Source organism: Streptomyces sp. NPDC057697, assembly GCF_042799335.1.
In the GTDB taxonomy this organism is placed as follows: domain Bacteria; phylum Actinomycetota; class Actinomycetes; order Streptomycetales; family Streptomycetaceae; genus Streptomyces.
The window spans coordinates 25178-45316 of the sequence record NZ_JBHVJA010000025.1; the positions used below are offsets into that span (position 1 = coordinate 25178).

Annotated in this window: 21 protein-coding genes and 1 riboswitch; of the genes, 15 read left to right on the forward strand and 6 right to left on the reverse strand. The window is 72.3% G+C overall.

Annotation, left to right across the window (positions count from 1 at the left end):
- Position 1: 1 nt before the first annotated feature.
- A complete protein-coding gene (locus tag ACFVFH_RS35220; RefSeq protein ID WP_383776891.1) occupies positions 2–1339 on the reverse strand; it encodes an ABC transporter substrate-binding protein in 1338 nt (445 codons plus the stop codon).
- Between the two features lie 143 nt (positions 1340–1482).
- Between ACFVFH_RS35220 and gcvPA the strand changes: the two genes are divergently transcribed.
- The 8 genes from gcvPA to ACFVFH_RS35260 all read left to right on the forward strand — a co-directional run bounded on the left by gcvPA (position 1483) and on the right by ACFVFH_RS35260 (position 10307).
- Positions 1483–2874, forward strand: a complete 1392-nt coding sequence (gene gcvPA / locus ACFVFH_RS35225) for an aminomethyl-transferring glycine dehydrogenase subunit GcvPA (protein WP_383776894.1) — start codon at positions 1483–1485, stop codon at positions 2872–2874.
- Positions 2871–4469, forward strand: coding sequence for an aminomethyl-transferring glycine dehydrogenase subunit GcvPB (gene gcvPB / locus ACFVFH_RS35230; protein ID WP_383776896.1), 1599 nt, complete (start codon positions 2871–2873; stop codon positions 4467–4469). Before gcvPA ends, gcvPB begins: the two co-directional genes overlap by 4 nt.
- Complete coding sequence (locus ACFVFH_RS35235) at positions 4466–5611, forward strand: ATP-NAD kinase family protein (RefSeq protein ID WP_383776898.1); 1146 nt, start codon at positions 4466–4468, stop codon at positions 5609–5611. The genes gcvPB and ACFVFH_RS35235 overlap by 4 nt, the downstream gene beginning before the upstream one ends.
- A 38-nt stretch (positions 5612–5649) precedes the next feature.
- A complete protein-coding gene (locus ACFVFH_RS35240; protein ID WP_383776901.1) occupies positions 5650–6396 on the forward strand; it encodes an SDR family NAD(P)-dependent oxidoreductase in 747 nt (248 codons plus the stop codon).
- A gap of 49 nt (positions 6397–6445) precedes the next feature.
- Positions 6446–7087, forward strand: a complete 642-nt coding sequence (locus ACFVFH_RS35245; RefSeq protein WP_383776903.1) for a GntR family transcriptional regulator — start codon at positions 6446–6448, stop codon at positions 7085–7087.
- A 99-nt stretch (positions 7088–7186) separates the two neighbouring features.
- Positions 7187–8404: a DUF4032 domain-containing protein gene (locus tag ACFVFH_RS35250; protein WP_383776906.1), complete on the forward strand. Its 1218-nt coding sequence runs from the start codon at positions 7187–7189 to the stop codon at positions 8402–8404.
- Between the two features lie 70 nt (positions 8405–8474).
- Positions 8475–9215 (forward strand): lysophospholipid acyltransferase family protein, encoded by a 741-nt coding sequence (locus ACFVFH_RS35255; RefSeq protein ID WP_383776908.1) that lies wholly within the window; start codon positions 8475–8477, stop codon positions 9213–9215.
- A gap of 42 nt (positions 9216–9257) precedes the next feature.
- Positions 9258–10307 (forward strand): NAD-dependent epimerase/dehydratase family protein, encoded by a 1050-nt coding sequence (locus ACFVFH_RS35260; protein WP_383776911.1) that lies wholly within the window; start codon positions 9258–9260, stop codon positions 10305–10307.
- A gap of 357 nt (positions 10308–10664) precedes the next feature.
- On the opposite strand, the gene ACFVFH_RS35265 is transcribed toward ACFVFH_RS35260, so the two are convergent.
- Complete coding sequence (locus ACFVFH_RS35265; protein ID WP_383776914.1) at positions 10665–10949, reverse strand: type II toxin-antitoxin system Phd/YefM family antitoxin; 285 nt, start codon at positions 10947–10949, stop codon at positions 10665–10667.
- Between the two features lie 115 nt (positions 10950–11064).
- Here ACFVFH_RS35265 and ACFVFH_RS35270 point away from each other — a divergent pair, with 115 nt between their 5' ends.
- The 3 genes from ACFVFH_RS35270 to ACFVFH_RS35280 all read left to right on the forward strand — a co-directional run bounded on the left by ACFVFH_RS35270 (position 11065) and on the right by ACFVFH_RS35280 (position 13068).
- Complete coding sequence (locus ACFVFH_RS35270; RefSeq protein ID WP_383776938.1) at positions 11065–11700, forward strand: ATP-dependent Clp protease proteolytic subunit; 636 nt, start codon at positions 11065–11067, stop codon at positions 11698–11700.
- Positions 11701–11707: 7 nt separating this feature from the next.
- Positions 11708–12019, forward strand: coding sequence for a hypothetical protein (locus tag ACFVFH_RS35275; protein ID WP_383776916.1), 312 nt, complete (start codon positions 11708–11710; stop codon positions 12017–12019).
- 391 nt (positions 12020–12410) lie between these two features.
- Positions 12411–12591, forward strand: a riboswitch (cyclic di-AMP (ydaO/yuaA leader).
- Between the two features lie 3 nt (positions 12592–12594).
- A complete protein-coding gene (locus ACFVFH_RS35280; protein ID WP_383776919.1) occupies positions 12595–13068 on the forward strand; it encodes a C40 family peptidase in 474 nt (157 codons plus the stop codon).
- Positions 13069–13227: 159 nt separating this feature from the next.
- On the opposite strand, the gene ACFVFH_RS35285 is transcribed toward ACFVFH_RS35280, so the two are convergent.
- Positions 13228–13659 carry an ATP-binding protein gene (locus ACFVFH_RS35285; RefSeq protein WP_383776921.1) on the reverse strand — a complete coding sequence of 144 codons (432 nt, stop codon included), beginning with the start codon at positions 13657–13659 and terminating at the stop codon, positions 13228–13230.
- 324 nt (positions 13660–13983) lie between these two features.
- On the reverse strand, positions 13984–15126 hold the full coding sequence (locus ACFVFH_RS35290; RefSeq protein ID WP_383776923.1) for an 8-amino-7-oxononanoate synthase: 1143 nt from the start codon (positions 15124–15126) through the stop codon (positions 13984–13986).
- A 142-nt stretch (positions 15127–15268) separates the two neighbouring features.
- On the opposite strand from ACFVFH_RS35290, the gene bioB reads away from it, so the two are divergent.
- From bioB to ACFVFH_RS35310, 4 genes are all read left to right on the forward strand, one after another.
- The gene (gene bioB / locus ACFVFH_RS35295; RefSeq protein ID WP_383776925.1) at positions 15269–16435 is read left to right on the forward strand and encodes a biotin synthase BioB; all 1167 of its coding nucleotides are present in this window, start codon (positions 15269–15271) and stop codon (positions 16433–16435) included.
- On the forward strand, positions 16428–17732 hold the full coding sequence (locus ACFVFH_RS35300; protein WP_383776927.1) for an adenosylmethionine--8-amino-7-oxononanoate transaminase: 1305 nt from the start codon (positions 16428–16430) through the stop codon (positions 17730–17732). The genes bioB and ACFVFH_RS35300 overlap by 8 nt, the downstream gene beginning before the upstream one ends.
- A gap of 1 nt (position 17733) precedes the next feature.
- Complete coding sequence (gene bioD / locus ACFVFH_RS35305) at positions 17734–18423, forward strand: dethiobiotin synthase (RefSeq protein WP_383776930.1); 690 nt, start codon at positions 17734–17736, stop codon at positions 18421–18423.
- A gap of 76 nt (positions 18424–18499) precedes the next feature.
- On the forward strand, positions 18500–19177 hold the full coding sequence (locus tag ACFVFH_RS35310; protein ID WP_383776933.1) for a class I SAM-dependent methyltransferase: 678 nt from the start codon (positions 18500–18502) through the stop codon (positions 19175–19177).
- A gap of 39 nt (positions 19178–19216) precedes the next feature.
- Here the strand turns inward: ACFVFH_RS35310 and ACFVFH_RS35315 are convergent, their stop codons facing one another.
- Positions 19217–19588, reverse strand: a complete 372-nt coding sequence (locus ACFVFH_RS35315; RefSeq protein ID WP_383776936.1) for a fic family toxin-antitoxin system, toxin component — start codon at positions 19586–19588, stop codon at positions 19217–19219.
- Complete coding sequence (locus ACFVFH_RS35320) at positions 19585–19812, reverse strand: hypothetical protein (protein ID WP_030921856.1); 228 nt, start codon at positions 19810–19812, stop codon at positions 19585–19587. Before ACFVFH_RS35320 ends, ACFVFH_RS35315 begins: the two co-directional genes overlap by 4 nt.
- Between the last annotated feature and the right edge of the window lie 327 nt (positions 19813–20139).

Sequence of the window (20139 nt, forward strand, 5' to 3'; positions counted from 1 at the left end):
GCTACTTCACCCTCTCGCGGCCGGTGGCCGCGGCGATCTGCCGCGCGGCCGAGTCCAGGGCGGCGCGCGGGTCCTTGCCGCGCAGCATCACGCCGGTGACGGCGGAGACCATGATGTCGGTGGCCTTCGCGTCGTCCTTGTTGTACTCGACCGGCGGGATGGCGCGGGCGAGCCGGGCGAACACGTCGAGGGCGGCCTGCCCGCCGAAGTACTCCTGCTTCGTGCTCAGATAGGGGTCGTCGAGCGCGGGCAGATAGGCGGGGAAGAGGCCCTCGCGCTTGAGCATGGAGACCTGGTTGGCCGTGCCGGTGAGCAGGAACTCGATGAACGCCCAGCCCAGCCGGGGGTTCTTGCTCTGTGCGGGGACGCAGAGGGTGGAGCCGCCGATGTTCGAGGTCCGGGCGCCGTCGGCGGTGAATCCGGGCAGCGGCACCACACGGAACCTGCCCTTCAGCTCCGGCATCTCGTCGGTGAGCGTGCCCGTCCACCAGGCGGCGGAGGGCGTGGTGGTGACCTTGCCCTCCTTGGTGCCGGTGACGAGCCCGTCCCAGCCCTTCTCGTAGTCGACCAGCCCCTTGTCCTGCAAGGACTTCATCAGGGTGAGGGCCCGCACGGCCTGAGGGGTGTCGACCGCGACGCGGCCGCCCTTGAAGTAGGACTGGCCCTGCTGCTGGAGCAGCATCGGCAGGATCCCGGTGTCGGTGGAGTCCATGATCAGCATCTTGCGGCCGGTGGCCTGTTTGATGCGGACGCCCGCCGCCACGTAGTCGTCCCAGGTCAGCAGGGACGCGGGGTCGACTCCGGCGGCACGGAAGTGGTCCGTGCGGCAGTAGAGGGCGCAGGGGCCGATGTCCCAGGGCAGGGCGAAGACGGCGTGGTCCTCGCCGGTGACGGTGCGCCACGCGGCGCGGTCGAAGTCGCCCCCGTAGCGGCCGCCGAGGCCGGTCAGGTCGTAGAAGCCGCCCGGGAAGTTGCCGAGGTAGCGCGGCATGTGGCTGCCCTCGACCGTGAGGACGTCGGCGAGGCCCGAGCCGCCCCGCAGGCCCACGGTGATCTTGTCGTAGGCGTTGTCGTAGCCGATGTCGACGATGTCGACGGTGGTGCCGGGGTGGTGCTCCTCGAAGGTGCGGGCGAGGCGCTTCATGGCCTTGGCGGCCACGTCCCACGACCAGACGGTGATCTTCCCGCCGACCTTGCCCCCTTCGTCGTCCTTCCCGCCGCCGAGGTCGCGGGCCTGGCCGCCGCCCGCACCGCCCATGGCGCATCCGCCGGCCAGGGACGATGCCGCGGTCGCGAGGCCGGTGGCCAGAACGGTCCGTCGGGTGGGTCCTGTTGACACTCTTGCCTCCTGGAGCCTGAATGCCTAATGCTGTATTCAGAACACTGAATGACGGAGGCTGCCGTCAAGAGGTGTACACCCAAAGACTTTTGCTGCTGTGGTCCACGGCCGGCCCCCGAGCCGGCGCACGCGAAAGGCGCGGCATGACGTCACCCCAGGACTCCGCCCACACCTACACCCATCCCTACATCCCCAACGCCGTCCCCGCCGTGCGGCAGGCGATGCTGGAGGAGATCGGCGCCGCGGGCGTCGAGGACTTCTACGCCGACATCCCGGACGGCATCCGGCTGCACCGCCCCCTCGACCTGCCGGCCCCCTTGCGTTCGGAGGCCGAACTCACCCGGCACATGGAGGGGTTGCTCGGCCGCAACACCTCGACGCGCCAGGTCCTCAGCTTCCTCGGCTCCGGCTGCTACCAGCACCACGTGCCGGCGGTCGTGGACGAGGTGGTCAACCGCAGCGAGTTCCTCACGGCCTACGCGGGCGAGCCCTACGAGGACCACGGCCGCTTCCAGGCGCTGTGGGAGTACCAATCGATGATGGCCGAGCTGCTCGACGTCGAGGTCGTCAACGTCCCGGTGTACGACGGCTTCCAGGCGGCCGGGACCGCCCTGCGGATGGCCGGCCGGATCACCGGCCGCCGCCGGGTGCTCGTCGCCACGGCGATCGACGGCGACAAGCTCTCCCGCATCCGTGACTACGTACGCCCCGACCACGACGTGACGGTGGTCCCGGTCGACCCGGACACCGGCTGCGCCGACCTCGACGCGGTGCGCGGGGCGCTCGCCGCCGGTGACACCGCCGCGGTGTACGCGGACATGCCCTCCGCCCTCGGCATCGTCGACGAGGCGCTCCCCCGCCTCGCCGGACTCGCGCACGAGGCCGGGGCGTTGTACGTGATGGGCTGCAATCCGCTCACGCTCGGGGTGCTCGCGCCGCCCTCCGCGCTCGGTGCCGACATCGCGTGCGGCGACATCCAGCCGCTCGGTCTCCACCAGAGTTTCGGCGGCGGCAACGCGGGCTTCATCGCGACCCGCGACGAGGAGCGGCTGGTCGCCGAGTACCCCTCACGCCTGTTCGGCCTGGTCCCGACGGCCGTCGAGGGCGAGTACGGCTTCGGCGACGTGGCGTACGAACGGACCTCGTTCGCGCTGCGCGAGGAGGGCAAGGAGTGGGTCGGGACGGCCGCCGCGCTGCACGGCATCGGCGCCGGGGTCTACCTCGCGCTGATGGGGCCGCAGGGCATGCGGGAGATCGGTACGACGATCCTCGCGCTCACCGCGTACGCCCGTGAGCGCCTCGCCGAGGTGCCCGGCATCGAGGTCCCGTACGGCGACGCCCTGCACTTCGCCGACTTCACCGTCCGCTGCACCGGCGGCAGGACCGCCGCCGAGATCCGTACCGGTCTCAAGGAACGGGGCATCTTCGGGGGCGTGCCGACCGGCGAGTACGAGGCCACGTACTGCGTCACCGAAGTCCACACCAAGGCCGACATCGACCGGCTCGCCGCGACCCTGGAGGAGATCGTCAAGTGACCGCCCACGCACCCGTGTCCGTCTCCCCCGAGGAGGCGCGCATCGCCGCCAAGCCGCGCCTGCGCCGTTTCCGGCAGGCGTCCTGGGACGAGCAGCTGATCTTCGAGCTCGGTTCGCCGGGCGAGCGCGGCGTCCTGGTCCCGGTGGCGGCCCCGTCCGTCGAAGCCCCCGCGATCCCCGCCGCGCTGCGCCGCGCCGAGCCGCCCGCACTGCCGGAGATGTCCCAGCAGCAGGTCCTGCGGCACTACTTGCGGCTGTCCCAGGAGAACCTCGGCGCCGATCTCAACATCGACGTCGGCCAGGGCACCTGCACCATGAAGTACAGCCCCAAGGTCAACGACCAGTTCGTCCGCGACCCGCGGATCGCGGCGCTGCACCCCCTCCAGGACGCCGACACCGTCCAGGGCGTCCTCGGGATCATCCACAGCCTGGAGCAGCTGCTGAAGGAGATCTCCGGCATGGACCGGGTCTCGCTCCAGCCCGGCGCGGGCTCCGCCGCGATCTACACCAACGTCGCGATGATCCGGGCCCACTTCGCCGCGCGCGGCGAGCTGGAGCAGCGCGACGAGGTCATCACGACGATCTTCTCCCACCCGTCCAACGCGGCCTGCGCGAAGACGGCCGGGTTCAAGGTCATCACCCTGCACCCGGACGCGGACGGCTATCCGGACATCGAGGCGCTCAGGGCGGCGGTCGGCCCGCGCACGGCGGCGCTGCTCATCACCAATCCCGAGGACACGGGCATCTACAACCCGCGCATCGAGGAGTTCGTCCGGATCGTGCACGAGGCGGGCGGCCTCTGCTCGTACGACCAGGCCAACGCGAACGGCATCCTCGGCATCACCCGGGCCCGGGACGCGGGCTTCGACCTGTGCCACTTCAACCTCCACAAGACGTTCTCCACACCGCATGCCTGCGGCGGCCCGGCGGCGGGTGCCTGCGCGGTCACCGAGGAGCTCGCCCCGTATCTGCCGCGCCCCACCGTCGAGCGCGACCCGGAGACGGGCGCGTATCGGCTGGACGACGACCGGCCCGAGTCGGTGGGCAAGATGCGGCCGTTCTACGGCGTGGTGCCGAACCTGGTCCGCGCCTACGCGTGGATCATGTCGCTCGGTGCCGAGGGCCTGCGGGCCGCCGCCGAGACGGCCGTCCTCAACAACAACTACCTGCTCCACAAGGTCCGTCGGATCCCGGGCGTCTCCGTCCCGTACGCGGCGGGGCGACCGCGCGTCGAGCAGGTCCGCTACAGCTGGGAGAAGCTGCACGAGGACACCGGCCTGCACTCCGAGGACATCGGTCTGCGCGCCGCGGACTTCGGCACCCACTACTGGACCAGCCACCATCCCTACGTGGTGCCGGAGCCCATGACGCTGGAGCCGACCGAGTCCTACACCCGCGCCGACCTCGACGAGTACGCCGCGATCCTCGCGGAGATCGCCCGCGAGGCGTACGAGGACCCGGAGACGGTACGCACCGCGCCGCACCGCTCCACCATCCACCGGGTCCGCCCGGAGGCCCTGGACTCCCCCGCGACCTGGGCGGTCTCCTGGCGCGCCTACCGCCGCAAGGTGCTGGGCGGGGCGGACGGCCGGTGACGAGCGTCGGCCTGGTGGTCAACCCGGTCGCCGGGCTCGGCGGCCGGGTGGGCCTGGGCGGCACCGACGGCCCGGACCGGGCCCGCACCGCCCTCGCGCTGGGCGCACGCCCGCTGGCGGGTGCGCGCGCGGCCGCGGCCCTGGGCGAGCTGGCGGCGCGCACGGGCGGCCCGGCCCGGCGCGGGCTCCGCGTCGTCACCGCCGCCGGTGCCCTGGGCGCCGGGGCGGTCGCCGCCGCGGGACTGACGGAACAGGTCGTGTACGCCGCCGCGGCCGGGCGGGACACCTCCGCCGCGGACACGGTCGCCGCGGCGCGCGCCGTGGTCGCCGAGGGCGTGGACCTCCTGCTCTTCGCGGGCGGCGACGGCACCGCGCGGGATCTGCTCGGTGCGCTCGGCGGCACGCCCTGCCCGGTCCTCGGCGTACCGACCGGCGTCAAGATGCACTCGGCCGTCTTCGCCGTGAGCCCGCGCGCGGCCGGCGAGGTCGCGGCGGCGTGGCTGGCCCGCACGGGCGGCGTCCGGCTGCGGGACGCGGAGGTGATGGACCGCGACGAGGACGCCCTCGTCGAAGGGCGCGTCACCTCCCGGCTCTTCGGGTGGCTGCCGGTCCCCGACGTACCGGTGCGGGTGCAGCAGCGCAAGACCGGCAGCGGCGCGGCCGCGCCGGACGCGGTCGCCGGGATCGCGGCCGAGGTGGCCGAGCGGGTCGGTGAGGGGCTGCTCGCGCTCGGTCCCGGGAGCACCACCCGGGCGGTGGCGGCCGTGCTCGGCGCGGACGTCTCGCTCACCGGGGTCGATGTGCTCGCCCTGCGGCCGGGCCGCCCGCCCCGGGTGGTGGCGCGCGACGCCGCGGAGGACGCGCTCCTCGCGCTCGGCCCGGACTGGGTCGCGCTCTCCCCGATCGGCGGCCAGGGCTTCCTCCTGGGCCGCGGCAACCAGCAGATCTCGCCCCGCGTCCTGCGCGCGGCGGGCGGACGCGAGCGTCTGCTCGTGCTCTGTACGGAAACGAAACTGGCCGCGCTCGGCGGCCGTCCCCTCCTCCTCGACACCGGCGACGACGCGCTCGACGCGGAGCTGTCCGGCCACCTTCCCGTCATCACCGGCAGGCGGCGCACCTCGCTGTACCGCCTGGCCGGATGACCCCACGTACCCCCGACACCGGACACAAGGAGCCCAGGATGATCTCCCTCGACGGCAAGCGCGCGATCGTGACCGGCGGCGGAGCCGGCATCGGCCGCGCCACCGCACAGGTCCTCGCCGAGCTCGGCGCCCGCGTGGTGGTCGCCGACATCGACGCGGACGGCGGCGAACGCACCGCGAAGGACACCAGCGGGATCTTCGTGCGCTGCGACGTGTCGCGGCGCGAGGACTGCGAGGCCGTGGTCCGCACGGCGCAGGAGCGGTTCGGCGGCGTCGACGTCCTCTTCAACAACGCCGGCATCATCCGGCGCTCCACGGTCTGCGAGATCACCGAGGACGACTGGGACCTGGTGATGGCGGTGAACATCCGCTCGGTGATGCTGATGAGCCGCCTGGTGATCCCGGGGATGGCGGCCCGGGGCGGCGGCTCGATCGTCAACACCGGCTCCGGATGGGGCATCAGGGGCGGCGGCCGGGCCGTCTCGTACTGCGCGTCGAAGGGGGCCGTCGTCAACATGACCCGTGCCATGGCCATCGACCACGGCCCCGACAACATCCGCGTCAACTGCGTCTGCCCCGGTGACACGGCCACCGGGATGCTCGCCGAGGAGGCCCGGCAGCTCGGCGAGAGTTCCGACGCGTTCTACGCCGACGCCGCCGACCGGCCGCTCGGCCGGATCGGGCAGCCCCGTGACATCGCGCAGACCGTGGCGTTCCTCGCCTCCGACGCGTCGGCGTTCCTGAGCGGGGCGGTCATCCCGGTCGACGGCGCCGGTACCGCGTGACTTTCCGGTAGCGGATAATCGACCGGACCGAAGGGGAGGGCAGCCTCACATGCCAATCGAAAACCGCCCGCTGCGCGAACAGGTCAAGGAGGAACTGATCAAGCGCCTCGGGCGCGGCACGATCGCGACCAACTCGCCGATCAACGAGGGGCAGCTCGCCACCGAGCTCGGTGTCAGCCGTACTCCGCTGCGCGAGGCCCTGATCACGCTGGAGCGCGAGGGCGTCATCACCAGCGAGCGCGGCAAGGGCTTCCGCTTCACACCGCTCAGTGCGCAGGAGTTCCGCGACCTGTCCGCGATCGTCGCGACGCTGGAGGCGCTCGCCCTGGAGTCCAGCGATCCGCAGCACCTGGCGGCGACGGCCCCCCGCCTCCTGGAGGAGGCACGCGCCTTCTCCGCGCCGCAGGCGCCGCACGACGTCATAGAGCGCTACGACGACGCGTGGCACGACCTCCTCCTCTCCGGCTGCACCAATGACCGCCTGATGAAGCTGATCACCTCCCTGAAGGTGACGATGCACCGCTACGAGCGCGTGGCCCTGGGGGACCAGGACATCCTGGAACGTTCCGCGGAGGAGCACGAGCGGATCGCGGAGTGCCTGCAACGCGGCGACCTGGACGCGGCCGTCGCGGCGCTCAAGGAGAACTGGAACAGCGGGATGCACCGGATCCTGGAGCATCTGAGGGACTGACCGCCGGGTGGTGCGGGGCGGCCCGGGGGCTTGACCCGCACCGCCTCCCCGGGGTCCGATCGGGGTCGACCCGCCGCGCGACCCAGGGACCGTGACCGCATGACTCTGCAGATCAGCGCCACCAACCCCGAACACCCCGCCCTCCTGCTCGAACTGCCCTGGCACATCCCCCTGGAGGAGTGGCCCGACGAGTACCTGGTGCCGCTGCCCCGCGGCATCTCCCGGCACGTGGTGCGGTACGCCCGTGCGGGCGAGGAGACCGTGGCCGTCAAGGAGCTCGCCGAGCGTCCCGCGCTGCGCGAGTACGACCTCCTGCGGACGCTCGACCGCCTCGGGATACCGGCCGTCGACCCGCTCGGTGTGGTCACCGGCCGCGCCGAGGCCGACGGATCGCCCCTGGAACCCGTCCTGATCACCCGTCACCTGGGCGGTTCGCTCCCCTATCGGTCGATGTTCGAGACGACCATGCGCCCGGGTACGGTGCACCGCCTCATGGACGCGCTCGCCGTCCTCCTGGTGCGGCTGCATCTGACGGGGTTCGCCTGGGGCGACTGCTCGCTGTCCAACACCCTGTTCCGGCGGGACGCGGGCGCGTTCGCCGCCTATCTGGTGGACGCCGAGACCGGGGAGCTGCACCCGCGGCTGAGCGACGGGCAGCGCGCGTACGACATCGATCTCGCGCGGGTCAACATCAGCGGCGAGATGCTCGACCTGGAGGCGGCCGGCGCGCTGCACCCGTCCATCGACCCGATCGCGTTCGGCCTGGAGATCGAGGAGCGCTACCAGGCGCTGTGGTCGGAGCTGACGCGCACCTCCGTCTACCCGGCGGGCAAGTACCACTACATGGAGCGCCGTATCCGCCGCCTCAACGACCTTGGCTTCGACGTCGCCGAGATGCAGCTGGCGCACGCGGACCACGGGGACACGGTCACATTCGTGCCGAAGGTGGTGGACGCCGGTCACCACCAGCGCCAGCTCCTGCGCCTCACCGGGCTGGACACCGAGGAGAACCAGGCGCGACGGCTCCTGGGCGACCTGGAGACCTGGATGGCCACCCAGGACGACTACGCCCCCGGCGACCGGCACGGCGCCCGCACCGAGGTGCTGGCCCACCGCTGGGTCCGCGAGATCTTCCGTCCCGCCGTGCGCGCGGCGCGCGACCACGTGCCCGCCCGGATGGACGCGGCCGAGCTCTACCACGAACTCCTCGAACACCGCTGGTCGCTGTGCGAGCGGGCCCAGCAGGACATCGGACTCGACGCCGCGGTCGCGGACTACGTGGCGAAGACGGCCGCGCCGGACGACGGCGCCACATAGGCTGCCTCTCCCGGAGCCGTGCTCCGGGGAGCAGGACCGGATCCGGACAAAAGGCCCCAGGAGCCGCCCCGTGTTCTACCAGGTGCTCAAGTACATCGTCATCGGGCCGCTGCTCCGATTGTTCTTCCGCCCCCGGATCGAGGGCCTGGAACATGTCCCGGAGGAGGGCGCGGCGATCGTCGCCGGCAACCATCTGTCGTTCTCCGACCACTTCCTGATGCCCGCGATCCTCAAACGGCGCATCACGTTCCTTGCCAAGGCCGAGTACTTCACGGGGCCGGGGGTGAAGGGACGGCTGACCGCCGCCTTCTTCCGCGGCATCGGACAGATCCCGGTGGACCGGTCGGGGAAGGAGGCGGGGCAGGCAGCGATCCGGGAGGGGCTCAACGTGCTGGCCAGGGGCGAACTGCTGGGCATCTATCCGGAGGGCACCCGCTCGCACGACGGCCGGCTCTACAAGGGCAAGGTGGGCGTGGCCGTCATGGCGATCAGGGCCCAGGTGCCGGTGGTGCCGTGCGCGATGGTGGGTACGTTCGAGATCCAGCCGCCTGGACAGGTCGTCCCGCGCATCAGGCGCGTCACCATCCGCTTCGGTGAGCCGCTGGACTTCTCCCGCTACGCCGGAATGGACAACCAGAAGGCCGCGGTCCGGGCGGTCACCGACGAGATCATGTACGCGATCCTGGGGCTCTCGGGTCAGGAGTACGTCGACGAGTACGCGGCCGCGGCGAAGGCCGCCCGGACCGGGCAGGACGACCGGCCGGGGAAGTTCCCGAAAACGCGACGCCGACGGCGGATCCGCGCTCGGTGAACGCCACCGGCGGGGGCGGCATCCCGGTCCTAGCGTGGCCTCATGAGCAAGGGACACGCATGGGTGCTGGGAGCCACGGGGCAGATCGGACGAGTGGCCGTGCGGTCGCTCGTCGAGGACGGCTGGGAGGTGACGGCCGCCTCGCGCGGCGGCGGCCGGGACGCGCGGTGGGACGAGGGAGTGCGCACCAGGGCCCTGGACCGGGACGCCGAGGGGGCGCTCGCGGCGGCGCTGGGCGACGGCTGCGACGTACTGGTCGACATGGTGGCGTACGGGGCGGAGCACGCCCGTCAGCTGACCGGTCTCGCGGACCGGATCGGTTCGGCGGTGGTCGTCTCCAGCGGCGCGGTGTACGAGGACGACCGGGGCCGCAGCTTCGACACACAGGGCGATCCGGACGGCGCGCCGCGCTATCCGGTGCCGATCCCCGAGTCGCAGCGCACACTGCCGGCCGGTGACGCCACGTACGGGACACGGAAGATCCGGCTGGAGCGGGATCTCCTGGCCGCCGGGGACGCGCTGCCGGTGACGCTGCTGCGGGCCGGTGCGATCCATGGGGAGTACTGCCGCTCGCCGCGCGAGCTGTACTTCGTGAAGCGGCTCCTGGACGGCCGCGACCGGCGGGTGCTCGCGTTCGGCGGGAAGTCCCGCTTCCACCCGGTCCATGCCTCCAACCTGGCCGAGCTGATCCGGCTCGCCGCGCGGCGGCCCGGTTCGCGGGTGCTCAACGCCGGGGATCCGCAGGCGCCCACGGTCGCGGAGATCGGTGCGGCCGTCGACGCCGTGCTCGGCCGCACGACCACGACCGTGCTGCTGTCGGGCGCGCCCGGGGAGGACGGGGTCGGTGGGACGCCCTGGAGCAGCGCCCACCCCATCGTCTACGACATGACGGCCGCCGAGCGCGAGCTCGGGTACCACCCGGTCACGGGCTATGCCGAGTCGCTGCCCGCGACGGTCGAGTGGATCGCGGCGCGGCTGTCCGGACGCCACTGGGCGGAGGCCTTTCCCGCCATGGTGCGGGCGTACGGGAGGAAGCTCTTCGACTACGCGGCGGAGGACGCCTGGCTGGCGGAGTACGACCGCCGGGCGTGAGCCGCGGCCCGGCGGTGCCGGTACCGCCGCGCCCTCGGCCGGTCCGCCCGGCGCCCGTTCGAGGACGCGGCGCGGCGCGCGTGCGCCGGGGGCGACGGCGGTGACCGGCACGGCCGGGTCCGGCGAGGCGAGCGGCAGCCGCTCCGCATGTGCCCGTTGCGCGAACGCCGGTGTCACGCCCGGGATTTGACCGGCAGCGCACCGGCCACCCGGGACCGCGGCACCGCCCCGGCCGCCGGGCGCTCCGGGTGTGGACGCCGATGCGGTCCGCCCCGCACCCGGACGTACCGGGCGCGCCCTTTTCACCGCGGGCCGGGGTGTCCGGCCCTCCCTCCGGGGGACGTCGGTGCGCGGCGCTCAGCTGCCCGGCTCGTGGTGCTCCGGGTGCTGTGCCGCGATCCCGAAGCGCCGTCGTTCGCCGGGAGCGGACACCGAGGAGCCGATCGAGGAGACGGAGCTGATCACCTGCTCCTCGGCGGCCTCCTCGCCCTTCTCCAATCGCTCCAGGTCAGCGGCCGAGACAAGCGCCACCAGCGGCTTGCCATGGCGCGTCACGACCACGCGCTCACCGCCGTAGACGACGCGGTTGATCAGTTCGGCGAGCTCAGCTCGGGCTTGCGTCACCGGAATCTCGTAGGCCATGCTCCCCATCATAACCTTCTGTACGTCCTGTACATTTTTTACAGACGTCGGCACAGAGACCCGTGCAAGAAGTGCGGAGACCCGTGCAGACCCCGCAGGGAGAGGCATCGCCATGCTGTTCCGTCCCGCAGCCCGTCACGTACTGCCCGAGTTCACCGAACGCACGAGCAACGGCACCCGCACCCTCGACCCGTACTCCAAACTGCTCTCCGAACGGATCGTCTTCCTCGGCACCCCGGTCGACGACGCCGCGGCCTCCGATCTGATCGCCCAGTTCATGCACCTGGAGCACGCCGCCCCGGACCGGCCCGTCTCGCTCTACATCAACTCTCCCGGCGGCTCGTTCGGAGCCATGTCCGCGATCTACGACACGATGCAGTACCTCACCTGCGAGGTGGAGACCTTCTGCCTCGGCCAGGCCGGCCCCTGTGCCTCCGCCCTGCTCGCCGCCGGTGCGCCCGGCCGCCGGCACACGCTGCCCGGCGCGAGGGTCGTCGTGCGGCAGCCGGAACTGACGGAACCGCTGCGGGGCCGGCCCTCGGACCTGGAGATCCAGGCACGGGAACTGGAGCGGGTCCGCGCGGTGCTCACCGCCCTGTTGGCCCGTCACACCGGTCGCGACGCGCAGCAGATCGGCGACGACATCGAGCGCGATCTCATTCTCGACGCGGCGGGCGCCAAGGAATACGGCCTGGTGGACCACGTCCTGGAGGGCCGGAACGCCACGATTCCTCCACGTGGCGCGAGGTGAACACCCGATGCAGCCACCACCGGAGTACCCGCCGCTCCCCGCACTGACGCGCGCCGAGGGGGAGTTCATCGACCGCTACCTCGAAGTCCTCGACCAGGTGGGCCGGATCAACCCGGCCCGGGGCAGCGACACCTACGGGGCACTGCGTGCCGCACAGGCACTGGCCTCGCACGCCAGGGCGCTGCGCGACGCCCTCGCCCTGATGCACGAGCGCGGCGAGGCGCACATCCACTCCGCGACGCTCACCCGGGCACTGCGTGTCCTGGACGGGGAGCGGCGGGCCGGACGCGTCACCGTACCCCCCGCGCCGACGAGTTGACCGAGTCACGCCATCCATGGGTACGACACCGCCCGGCCAACTCCCCCCGCCCCGGGGCACGACGGCCGTCACCCAACTCCCGTATCCGACACGCCCGACGGGCCGACCGGAATTCCTCGCTCGTTCGGCGTAGGAAGTCCCTCTCGTGAGGGACCGCTCAACTTGCGCTTTCCGCGTGGACAGTGGACGGAATCCATCCTTCCGCCGCTGGTACGGCGTGGGTCCGCAGCGCCGGAAGAGCGTCGAAAATCATCATGTCCACCCGAACGGATCAGTCGTGAGGAGCCTCACATATCCCTGTTTCAGCTCGGAAATCCGGCAGTCCGTGAGTCAAGATCCCTGGGACGACAAGCCCCCGCCACCGCGGCGGGGCGGTCCGGGCGGACGCCGAGTCCTGCCGCCGCCCGGATGCCTGGTCGACAGAAGTGGATCGGCAGGAGTGGAGGACCCGAGCACAACGGGTCGGCCTGAACACCGGTCGACCCTCGGGGTGAAGCCGCAGAACGCGGCCGGGCGACTTCGCCAGCCCGAACCCGACAGGTCATCCTTCACAGGCGGCTGACGAAGGGTTGCGCATGACTGCGCAGGTTCATGTCCCGTCTCTGTTCGTCCGGGCCGGTACGGCCTCGGTTCTGACTCTCGCCGCCGTCGGCGGCACCATGTTCGCGCCGGGCGCCGCGACGGACGCCCAGGCGGCGACCCTGTCGATGAAGGCGCTCAACATCGCGGCGTCGAAGAAGGGCTCGCCGTACAGGTGGGGGGCCACCGGCCCCAGCCGCTTCGACTGCTCGGGCCTGACGCTCTACGCGTTCAAGAAGGCGGGCAAGAAGCTCCCCCGCACCGCCCAGCAGCAGTACAACCGGGCCCGCCACATCTCGGCCTCCCACCGGCAACGCGGCGACCTGGTCTTCTTCCACTCCGGCCGCAGCGTCTACCACGTGGGGATCTACGCCGGTCAGGGCAAGATCTGGCACTCGCCGAGGACCGGCGCGGTGGTCCGGCTGGAGAAGATCTGGACGAGAAGCGTCTACTACGGCCGGATCAACTGAGGCGGGGCCCGTCCGGCGGGCCGGGGCCGCGCCCCGCCGGACGGCCCCTGTGCCCGATCACGCCCGGTGCGACGGCGGACCGGTCAGCGGCACCACGCCCCGCTCCGGCTCGACGAGCCGGAGCGCGAGGCGGGCGCCGCGCTCCGCGCGACGCGTCGGTCAGCTCTGCACGGGGACGCTCCAGGGGAGCGCGATCCACACCGTCTTGCCGCCGTCGGCGGTGGGGGTGACGGTGAGCCGGCCGCCGCACTGCTTGGCCAGACAGCGGATGATGGCGAGGCCGCGCCCGTTGTCCTGCTGAACGGCGGCGGGCAGCCGCCTGGGCCAACGGGGGTGACTGTCCGTCACTCCCAGATACAGCTGTTCGTCCCGTTCCAGCCGGAGGTCCACGGTGAAGGTGGGCGACTGCCCGAAGGTGTGCTGGACGGCGTTGGTCGCGAGCTCGGAGACGATGAGCCGGATGTCGTCGGCGAAGTCGGTGTCGGCGGCCAGGCCCCATTCGCCGAGCACCCGGGACACGTACCTGCGGGCCACCGGGACCGAGACCGGCTCGCTCGCCAGAGTGACATGTGCTTCCTGCTGGTCTGCCATGGCGGGCCGTCCTTTCCCACCCGTACCGACCGCGATCGGCCCGGGTTGCGCTTCGAGCCACATTGCCACCGATGCTCCCCGCAGTTACGGCGATCCACCAAGATATGCATATATCTGTCGCTCGATGCGGTGAACCCTGCGACGCAGGACCGGATACGGGCGACACACCGCCGGGTCACCCGGTGCCCGCTCGACGGGCTTCTCCTGCCTGACGGACGGGCCATGGAGGTACGGCCCGTCCGTCAGGGGCGCCCGGACCGGTCGCCCGCCGCGCTCCTCCCGGCGGCGCGGACCTCGTACGTGGCCGGTCCGCGCCGGGCCCCGTCAGCCGGCGGGAGCGGTCCGCAGCAGGACCGCCACGGCGGCCTCGATCTGTTCGCCGGTCAGATCGGCCCGCGCCGTCAGCCGCAGCCGGGACACCCCATCCGGCACGGACGGCGGCCGGAAGCAGCCGACCACGGTCCCGGCGGCGCGGCAGTCGGCCGCCCAGCGCACCGCCGCGTCCGCCGAGGGGGCACGCACCGAGACCACGGCCGCGTCCGGCCGCACGGCGGTCAGACCGGCCGCGGTCAGCCGCTCGTAGAGCGCGGTGGCGACCGTACGGGCCCGCTCCGCCCGTTCCGGCTCGCGGCGCAGCAGGCGCAGGCCCGCCAGCGCGCCGCCCACCGCGGCGGGTGCGAGGCCGGTGTCGAAGATGAACGTACGGGCCGCGTTGACGAGGTGTTCGATGACCCGGGCCGGTCCGAGGACGGCTCCGCCCTGGCTGCCCAGGGACTTGGAGAGGGTGAGCGTGGTGACGATTCCCTCGCCCCCCGCGAGTCCGGCGGCGGCGAGCGCGCCCCGGCCGCCCTCGCCCAGCACGCCGAGGCCATGGGCGTCGTCGACGAGCAGTGCGGCGCCCTCCGCACGGCAGACCTCGGCCAGCCGGGGCAGCGGTGCCGCGTCGCCGTCGACCGAGAAGACCGAGTCGCTGACGGCCAGCGCCCGCCCCCCGTGCGCCCGCAGCGCCTTGCGCACCGCCTCGGGATCGGCGTGCGGAACGACGGCGGTCGCGGCCCGGGAGAGCCGGCAACCGTCCACGATCGAGGCGTGGTTGCCCGCGTCGGAGACGATCAGCGAACCGTGGCCGGTGAGCGCGGTGAGGGCGGCGAGATTGGCCGCGTAGCCCGACGACAGCACCAGCGCCGCCTCGAAGCCGCAGAACTCGGCCAGCTCCGCCTCCAGTTCGGCGTGCAGCGCGGTGGAGCCGGTGACCAGCCGCGAGCCGGTCGCGCCCGCCCCCCATTCCCGCGCGGCGGCGGCCGCGGCGGCGGTGACGTCGGGGTGGCGTGCCAGACCCAGGTAGTCGTTGCTCGCCAGGTCCAGGAGTCCGGACGCGGCGGGCCTGGGGCGCAGGGTACGGACGAGTCCGGCGTCGGCGCGGCGGCGCGCCTCCGCGTCGATCCAGTCGAACGGGTCGAAGGGCATGAGCGGTCCCTTTTGTAGGCAGCTCACAGACCCTAACCGTGGGCGCAGCAGGTCATGGTGTGGCAATACACACACCCTCGACAGGCTCTGTTGTCCGGTTCCTCCTTGGCTGCGGGCCGTCCGGTAGGCCAGGATCTTCGCCATGGACCTCCTGAACACGCTGGTGGACAAGGGGCTGCGGCGCGAGCTGCCGACCCGCGAAGAAGCCCTCGCCGTACTGGCGACCTCGGACGACGACCTGCTCGACGTGGTGGCCGCGGCCGGAAAGGTGCGCCGTCAGTGGTTCGGGCGGCGCGTGAAACTCAACTATCTGGTCAACCTCAAGTCCGGTCTGTGCCCCGAGGACTGCTCGTACTGCTCGCAGCGGCTGGGCTCCAAGGCCGAGATCCTCAAGTACACCTGGCTGAAACCGGATGAGGCGTCGCAGGCGGCCGCCGCCGGTGTGGCGGGCGGGGCCAAACGGGTGTGTCTGGTGGCGAGCGGCCGCGGCCCGACGGACCGCGATGTCGACCGGGTGTCGAAGACCATCGAGGCGATCAAGGAACAGAACGAGGGCGTCGAGGTGTGCGCCTGCCTCGGGCTGCTCTCCGACGGCCAGGCCGAACGGCTCCGGTCGGCGGGCGCCGACGCGTACAACCACAACCTCAACACGTCCGAGGGGACGTACGGGGACATCACCACCACCCACACCTACGCGGACCGCGTGGAGACCGTGCACCAGGCGCAGGCCGCCGGGCTCTCGGCGTGTTCCGGGCTGATCGCCGGGATGGGCGAAAGCGACGCCGACCTCATCGACGTCGTCTTCTCGCTGCGCGAACTGGACCCGGACTCGGTGCCGGTGAATTTCCTGATCCCGTTCGAGGGGACTCCGCTGGCCAAGGAGTGGAACCTCACCCCGCAGCGCTGTCTGCGCATTCTGGCCATGGTCCGGTTCGTCTGCCCCGACGTGGAGGTGCGGCTCGCGGGCGGGCGCGAGGTGCATCTGCGCTCGATGCAGCCGCTGGCCCTGCACCTGGTCAACTCGATCTTCCTGGGCGACTACCTGACCAGTGAGGGGCAGGCGGGGCAGGCGGATCTGGACATGATCGCCGACGCCGGTTTCGAGGTGGAGGGGGCGGAGACGACGACGCTGCCCACGCACCGGGCCCGGCAGGGCGGCGGATGCGGTTCGCACGAGGGCGGATGCGCCCCCTGCGGCGACACTCCCGGGGAGACCGCCGCCGCGTCCCCGGAGGCGCCGGCCGCCCGCACGGATCTGGTGGCGGTCCGCCGCCGCGGCGCGGGAACGGATCTCGCCCCCAATGCCTGAACCTCTCTCCCCGGCCGAGCTGCGGTCCCTGGACCGGGCCCACGTCTGGCATCCGTACGGCCCGATGCCGGGCCGTCAGGACCCGCTGGTCGTCAAGTCCGCGTCCGGGGTGCGGCTCAGGCTGGCGGAACCCGCCCACGGGCAGTCCGAGCTGGTCGACGGGATGTCGTCCTGGTGGTCGGCGGTGCACGGCTACAACCATCCGGTGCTCAACGAGGCGGCCCGCGGCCAGCTGGACCGGATGAGCCATGTGATGTTCGGCGGGCTCACCCATGAGCCCGCCGTACGGCTGGCCACCCGGCTGGTCGAGATCACCCCGGAGCCGTTGCGCCATGTCTTCCTCGCCGACTCCGGGTCGGTCTCCGTCGAGGTCGCGGTCAAGATGTGCCTGCAGTACTGGCGCTCGGCCGGGCGGCCCGCCAAGCAACGGCTGCTGACCTGGCGGGGCGGCTACCACGGGGACACCTGGCAGCCGATGTCGGTGTGCGACCCCGAGGGCGGCATGCATGAGCTGTGGTCGGGCGTCCTGCCCCGCCAGGTCTTCGCCGACGCGCCCCCGGCCGGTTTCGACGCGGCACCGGACGCCGCCTACGAACACCACCTCCGGGCGCTGATCGCCGAGCACGCCGACCGGCTGGCCGCGGTGGTCGTGGAGCCGGTGGCGCAGGGCGCGGGCGGGATGCGGTTCCACTCCCCCGCGTATCTGCGGGTGCTGCGCGAGGCGTGCGACGAGCACGACGTCCTGCTGGTGTTCGACGAGATCGCCACGGGTTTCGGCCGGACCGGACAGCTGTTCGCCGCCGGGCACGCGGGCGTCTCGCCGGATGTCATGTGCGTGGGCAAGGCGTTGACCGGCGGCTATCTGACGATGGCGGCGACGCTCTGCACCGCCCGGGTGGCGGAGGGCATCTCGCGCGGCGAGGTTCCGGTGCTCGCGCACGGGCCGACGTTCATGGGCAATCCGCTCGCCGCCGCGGTGGCGTGCGCCTCCATCGACCTGCTGCTCGGCCAGGACTGGGAGCGGGAGGTGGGGCGCGTCGGCACGGGGCTGCGGGAGGGTCTCGCACCGGCGTCGGACCTGCCCGGGGTACGGGACGTACGGGTGCTGGGTGCGATCGGCGTCGTCCAGCTCGATCACGAGGTGGACATGGCGGCCGCGACCCGGGCCGCGGTGCGGGAAGGGGTGTGGCTGCGGCCGTTCCGCGACCTCGTCTACACGATGCCGCCGTATGTGACCGACGACGAGGACGTGGCACGGATCTGCCGGGCCGTGTGCGCTGCGGCGCGAGAGGGATGAGATGACGTTTCTGGTAGTGACGGGGACGGGCACGGAGATCGGCAAGACGGTCGTGACGGCGGCCGTTGCGGCGGCGCGCGCGGACCTCGGCGTCGCGGTGCTCAAGCCGGCCCAGACGGGGCTGGCCCCCGGCGAGCCGGGGGACGCCGCCGAGGTGGCGCGGCTGGCGGGCAGCCATGTCACCGCGGTCGAACTGGCCCGGTTCCCCGATCCGTTGGCGCCCGCCACGGCGGCCCGCAGGGCTGGTCTCCCGCCGGTGCGGCCGTACGAGATCGCCGATGCGGCGCGGAAGCTGGCGACCGAGCACGACCTGGTGCTGATCGAGGGCGCGGGCGGGCTGCTCGTACGGTTCGACGACGAGGGCTCGACCCTCGCCGACGCCGCCCGGCTGCTGGCCGCCCCGGTACTGGTGGTGACGCCCGCCGGTCTGGGCACGCTCAACACCACCGCCCTGACCTCGGAGGCGCTGCGGGCCCGCGGGCTGGAGTGCCTGGGCGTGGTGGTGGGCAGCATGCCCGCGGAGCCGGACCTCGCGGCGCGCTGCAATCTGGTGGACCTTCCCGTGGCGGCGGGGGCCCCGCTGCTGGGCGCGGTTCCGGCCGGTGCCGGAAGCATGGCTCCGGCCGACTTCCGGACCCGGGCCAGGAGTTGGCTCGCTGCGGAACTGGGCGGTAACCGGCCCGCCCACTGAGCGGCTGAGCCGGGCGGGACGGGGGAGAATCGAAGTAGCCGCACTCTCAGCCGAGCGCCCGGTCGAGGAGGTCGTCATGCGTCTGCGCAGCACGAGAATCCCACAGGACGCGGTGCACCACCCCGTCTTCGCCCGGTTCTACGCCCGGATGAGCGTGGTGGCGGAGACGAGGGCCGGACTGGCGGCGCTGCGTTCGGAACTGCTGGCGGACCTGTCCGGCCGGGTCATCGAGATAGGGGCGGGCAACGGCCTGAATTTCGCGCACTACCCGCCCACGGTGTCGGAGGTGGTGGCGATCGAACCCGAGCGCAGCCTCCGGCGGCTGGCGGTACGGGCGGCCGTGCGGGCGGGGATCCCGGTGGATGTGGTGCCGGGCGCGGCGGAGGCGCTGCCGGTGAAGAGCGAGGCGTTCGACGGGGCCGTGGCCTCGCTGGTGCTGTGCACCGTGCGGGATGTGGAGCGTGCGCTCGCGGAGCTCGTACGGGTGCTGCGGCCCGGCGGCGAGCTGCGCTTCTTCGAGCACGTACGGGCCGACGACCGGGCCATGGCGGCCACCCAGTGGGCGCTGGACCGCACGGTCTGGCCGCTGGTGACGGGCGGCTGCCACACGGGGCGCGACACCCTGGCCGCCATCGAGCGGGCGGGTTTCGCGGTGGAGGTCTACCACAGGGTCAGGATGCCGGAGTGGGGCGTACGGCTGCCCACGTCGGCGTGCGTGCTGGGGACGGCCCGGCGCCCGTCCGCGGTGGACTGACGCGGCCGCCGGACCGCCGTCGCGCACCGGGGCCGGCCGTCACAGGCTCCACTGGCGGAGTTCGTCGGCGATGGCCCGGACGTCGGCCTTGCCCTCCTTCACCAGCCGGGCCAGGTCGCGCACCTGCTCGGGCGAGGTGATGACCTTGAGTCCGGAGGCGACGAGATAGCCGTATGCGACGGCCGAGGCGAACATCGCGTTGGAGTGTTCCAGCGCGGGCACGTGCAGCAGCAGCTGAAGCAGTGCGGCGGCCCGGGAGTGGGGGTCGCTGTAGACGGGGCTGCCGAAGATCTCGGCCTCGTGCCGGGCGACCGCGGCCACCAGCGCCCCCCAGTCGACGACCTGCGGATCACCGGGGGTCTTGTGCTCGGCCACCATGAGCAGCCAGGAAAGGTCGATCCGGAGGTTCAACGCGTACCTTTGCGCTCCGGGCCGAACTCCTCGGCGAACACGGACTCGTACTGCTTCATGAAGTCGGCCGCGGCCTCGACGAAGGTGTGTCCGACCTCGCCCGCGTCCTGCTTCACGAGCTCCTCGATGTAGCGGTTCACGCTCATCCCCCTCTGCAGCGCGCGTTGCCGCGCGGCCTCGGCGGTGGCCTCGTCCACTCTCACGTTCAGCTGGGTCTTGGGCACACCAATAAGCTAGCGCGCCCGTGCTAGCACCGGCAAGGGGAGCCCCCGGATGCCCCGTACACGGGTTCCGCCCCCGCGCCGATCCATGGACCGGCGCCCGCGCGAAGGCTCGCGGGGGCCTCGAATCGGGCCCGTGGGTGTGATGCCACCCATAGGGGCCAGGTCACATCCTAGGGAGGTTCGTAGGACCGGGGCCGCCCGAACACCATGGAAACGGTGCAGAGTGCCTTAATTCGGACATTGCTCCGTAACGGGGTAGTACGTCACATCGTTGACCCCCGCCCCGGCCCCCGCTAACCATGGCTGTCATCACGGGGAACCACGACC

What these genes read in the sequence shown, in the direction of transcription:
- gcvPA (WP_383776894.1), top strand. Translation starts at nt 1,483, where the DNA reads ATGACGTCACCCCAGGACTCCGCCCACACCTACACCCATCCCTACATC.
- ACFVFH_RS35240 (WP_383776901.1), top strand. Translation starts at nt 5,650, where the DNA reads ATGATCTCCCTCGACGGCAAGCGCGCGATCGTGACCGGCGGCGGAGCC.
- ACFVFH_RS35245 (WP_383776903.1), top strand. Translation starts at nt 6,446, where the DNA reads ATGCCAATCGAAAACCGCCCGCTGCGCGAACAGGTCAAGGAGGAACTG.
- ACFVFH_RS35250 (WP_383776906.1), top strand. Translation starts at nt 7,187, where the DNA reads ATGACTCTGCAGATCAGCGCCACCAACCCCGAACACCCCGCCCTCCTG.
- ACFVFH_RS35260 (WP_383776911.1), top strand. Translation starts at nt 9,258, where the DNA reads ATGAGCAAGGGACACGCATGGGTGCTGGGAGCCACGGGGCAGATCGGA.
- ACFVFH_RS35265 (WP_383776914.1), bottom strand. Translation starts at nt 10,949, where the DNA reads ATGGCCTACGAGATTCCGGTGACGCAAGCCCGAGCTGAGCTCGCCGAA.
- ACFVFH_RS35275 (WP_383776916.1), top strand. Translation starts at nt 11,708, where the DNA reads ATGCAGCCACCACCGGAGTACCCGCCGCTCCCCGCACTGACGCGCGCC.
- ACFVFH_RS35280 (WP_383776919.1), top strand. Translation starts at nt 12,595, where the DNA reads ATGACTGCGCAGGTTCATGTCCCGTCTCTGTTCGTCCGGGCCGGTACG.
- ACFVFH_RS35285 (WP_383776921.1), bottom strand. Translation starts at nt 13,659, where the DNA reads ATGGCAGACCAGCAGGAAGCACATGTCACTCTGGCGAGCGAGCCGGTC.
- ACFVFH_RS35290 (WP_383776923.1), bottom strand. Translation starts at nt 15,126, where the DNA reads ATGCCCTTCGACCCGTTCGACTGGATCGACGCGGAGGCGCGCCGCCGC.
- bioB (WP_383776925.1), top strand. Translation starts at nt 15,269, where the DNA reads ATGGACCTCCTGAACACGCTGGTGGACAAGGGGCTGCGGCGCGAGCTG.
- ACFVFH_RS35300 (WP_383776927.1), top strand. Translation starts at nt 16,428, where the DNA reads ATGCCTGAACCTCTCTCCCCGGCCGAGCTGCGGTCCCTGGACCGGGCC.
- bioD (WP_383776930.1), top strand. Translation starts at nt 17,734, where the DNA reads ATGACGTTTCTGGTAGTGACGGGGACGGGCACGGAGATCGGCAAGACG.
- ACFVFH_RS35310 (WP_383776933.1), top strand. Translation starts at nt 18,500, where the DNA reads ATGCGTCTGCGCAGCACGAGAATCCCACAGGACGCGGTGCACCACCCC.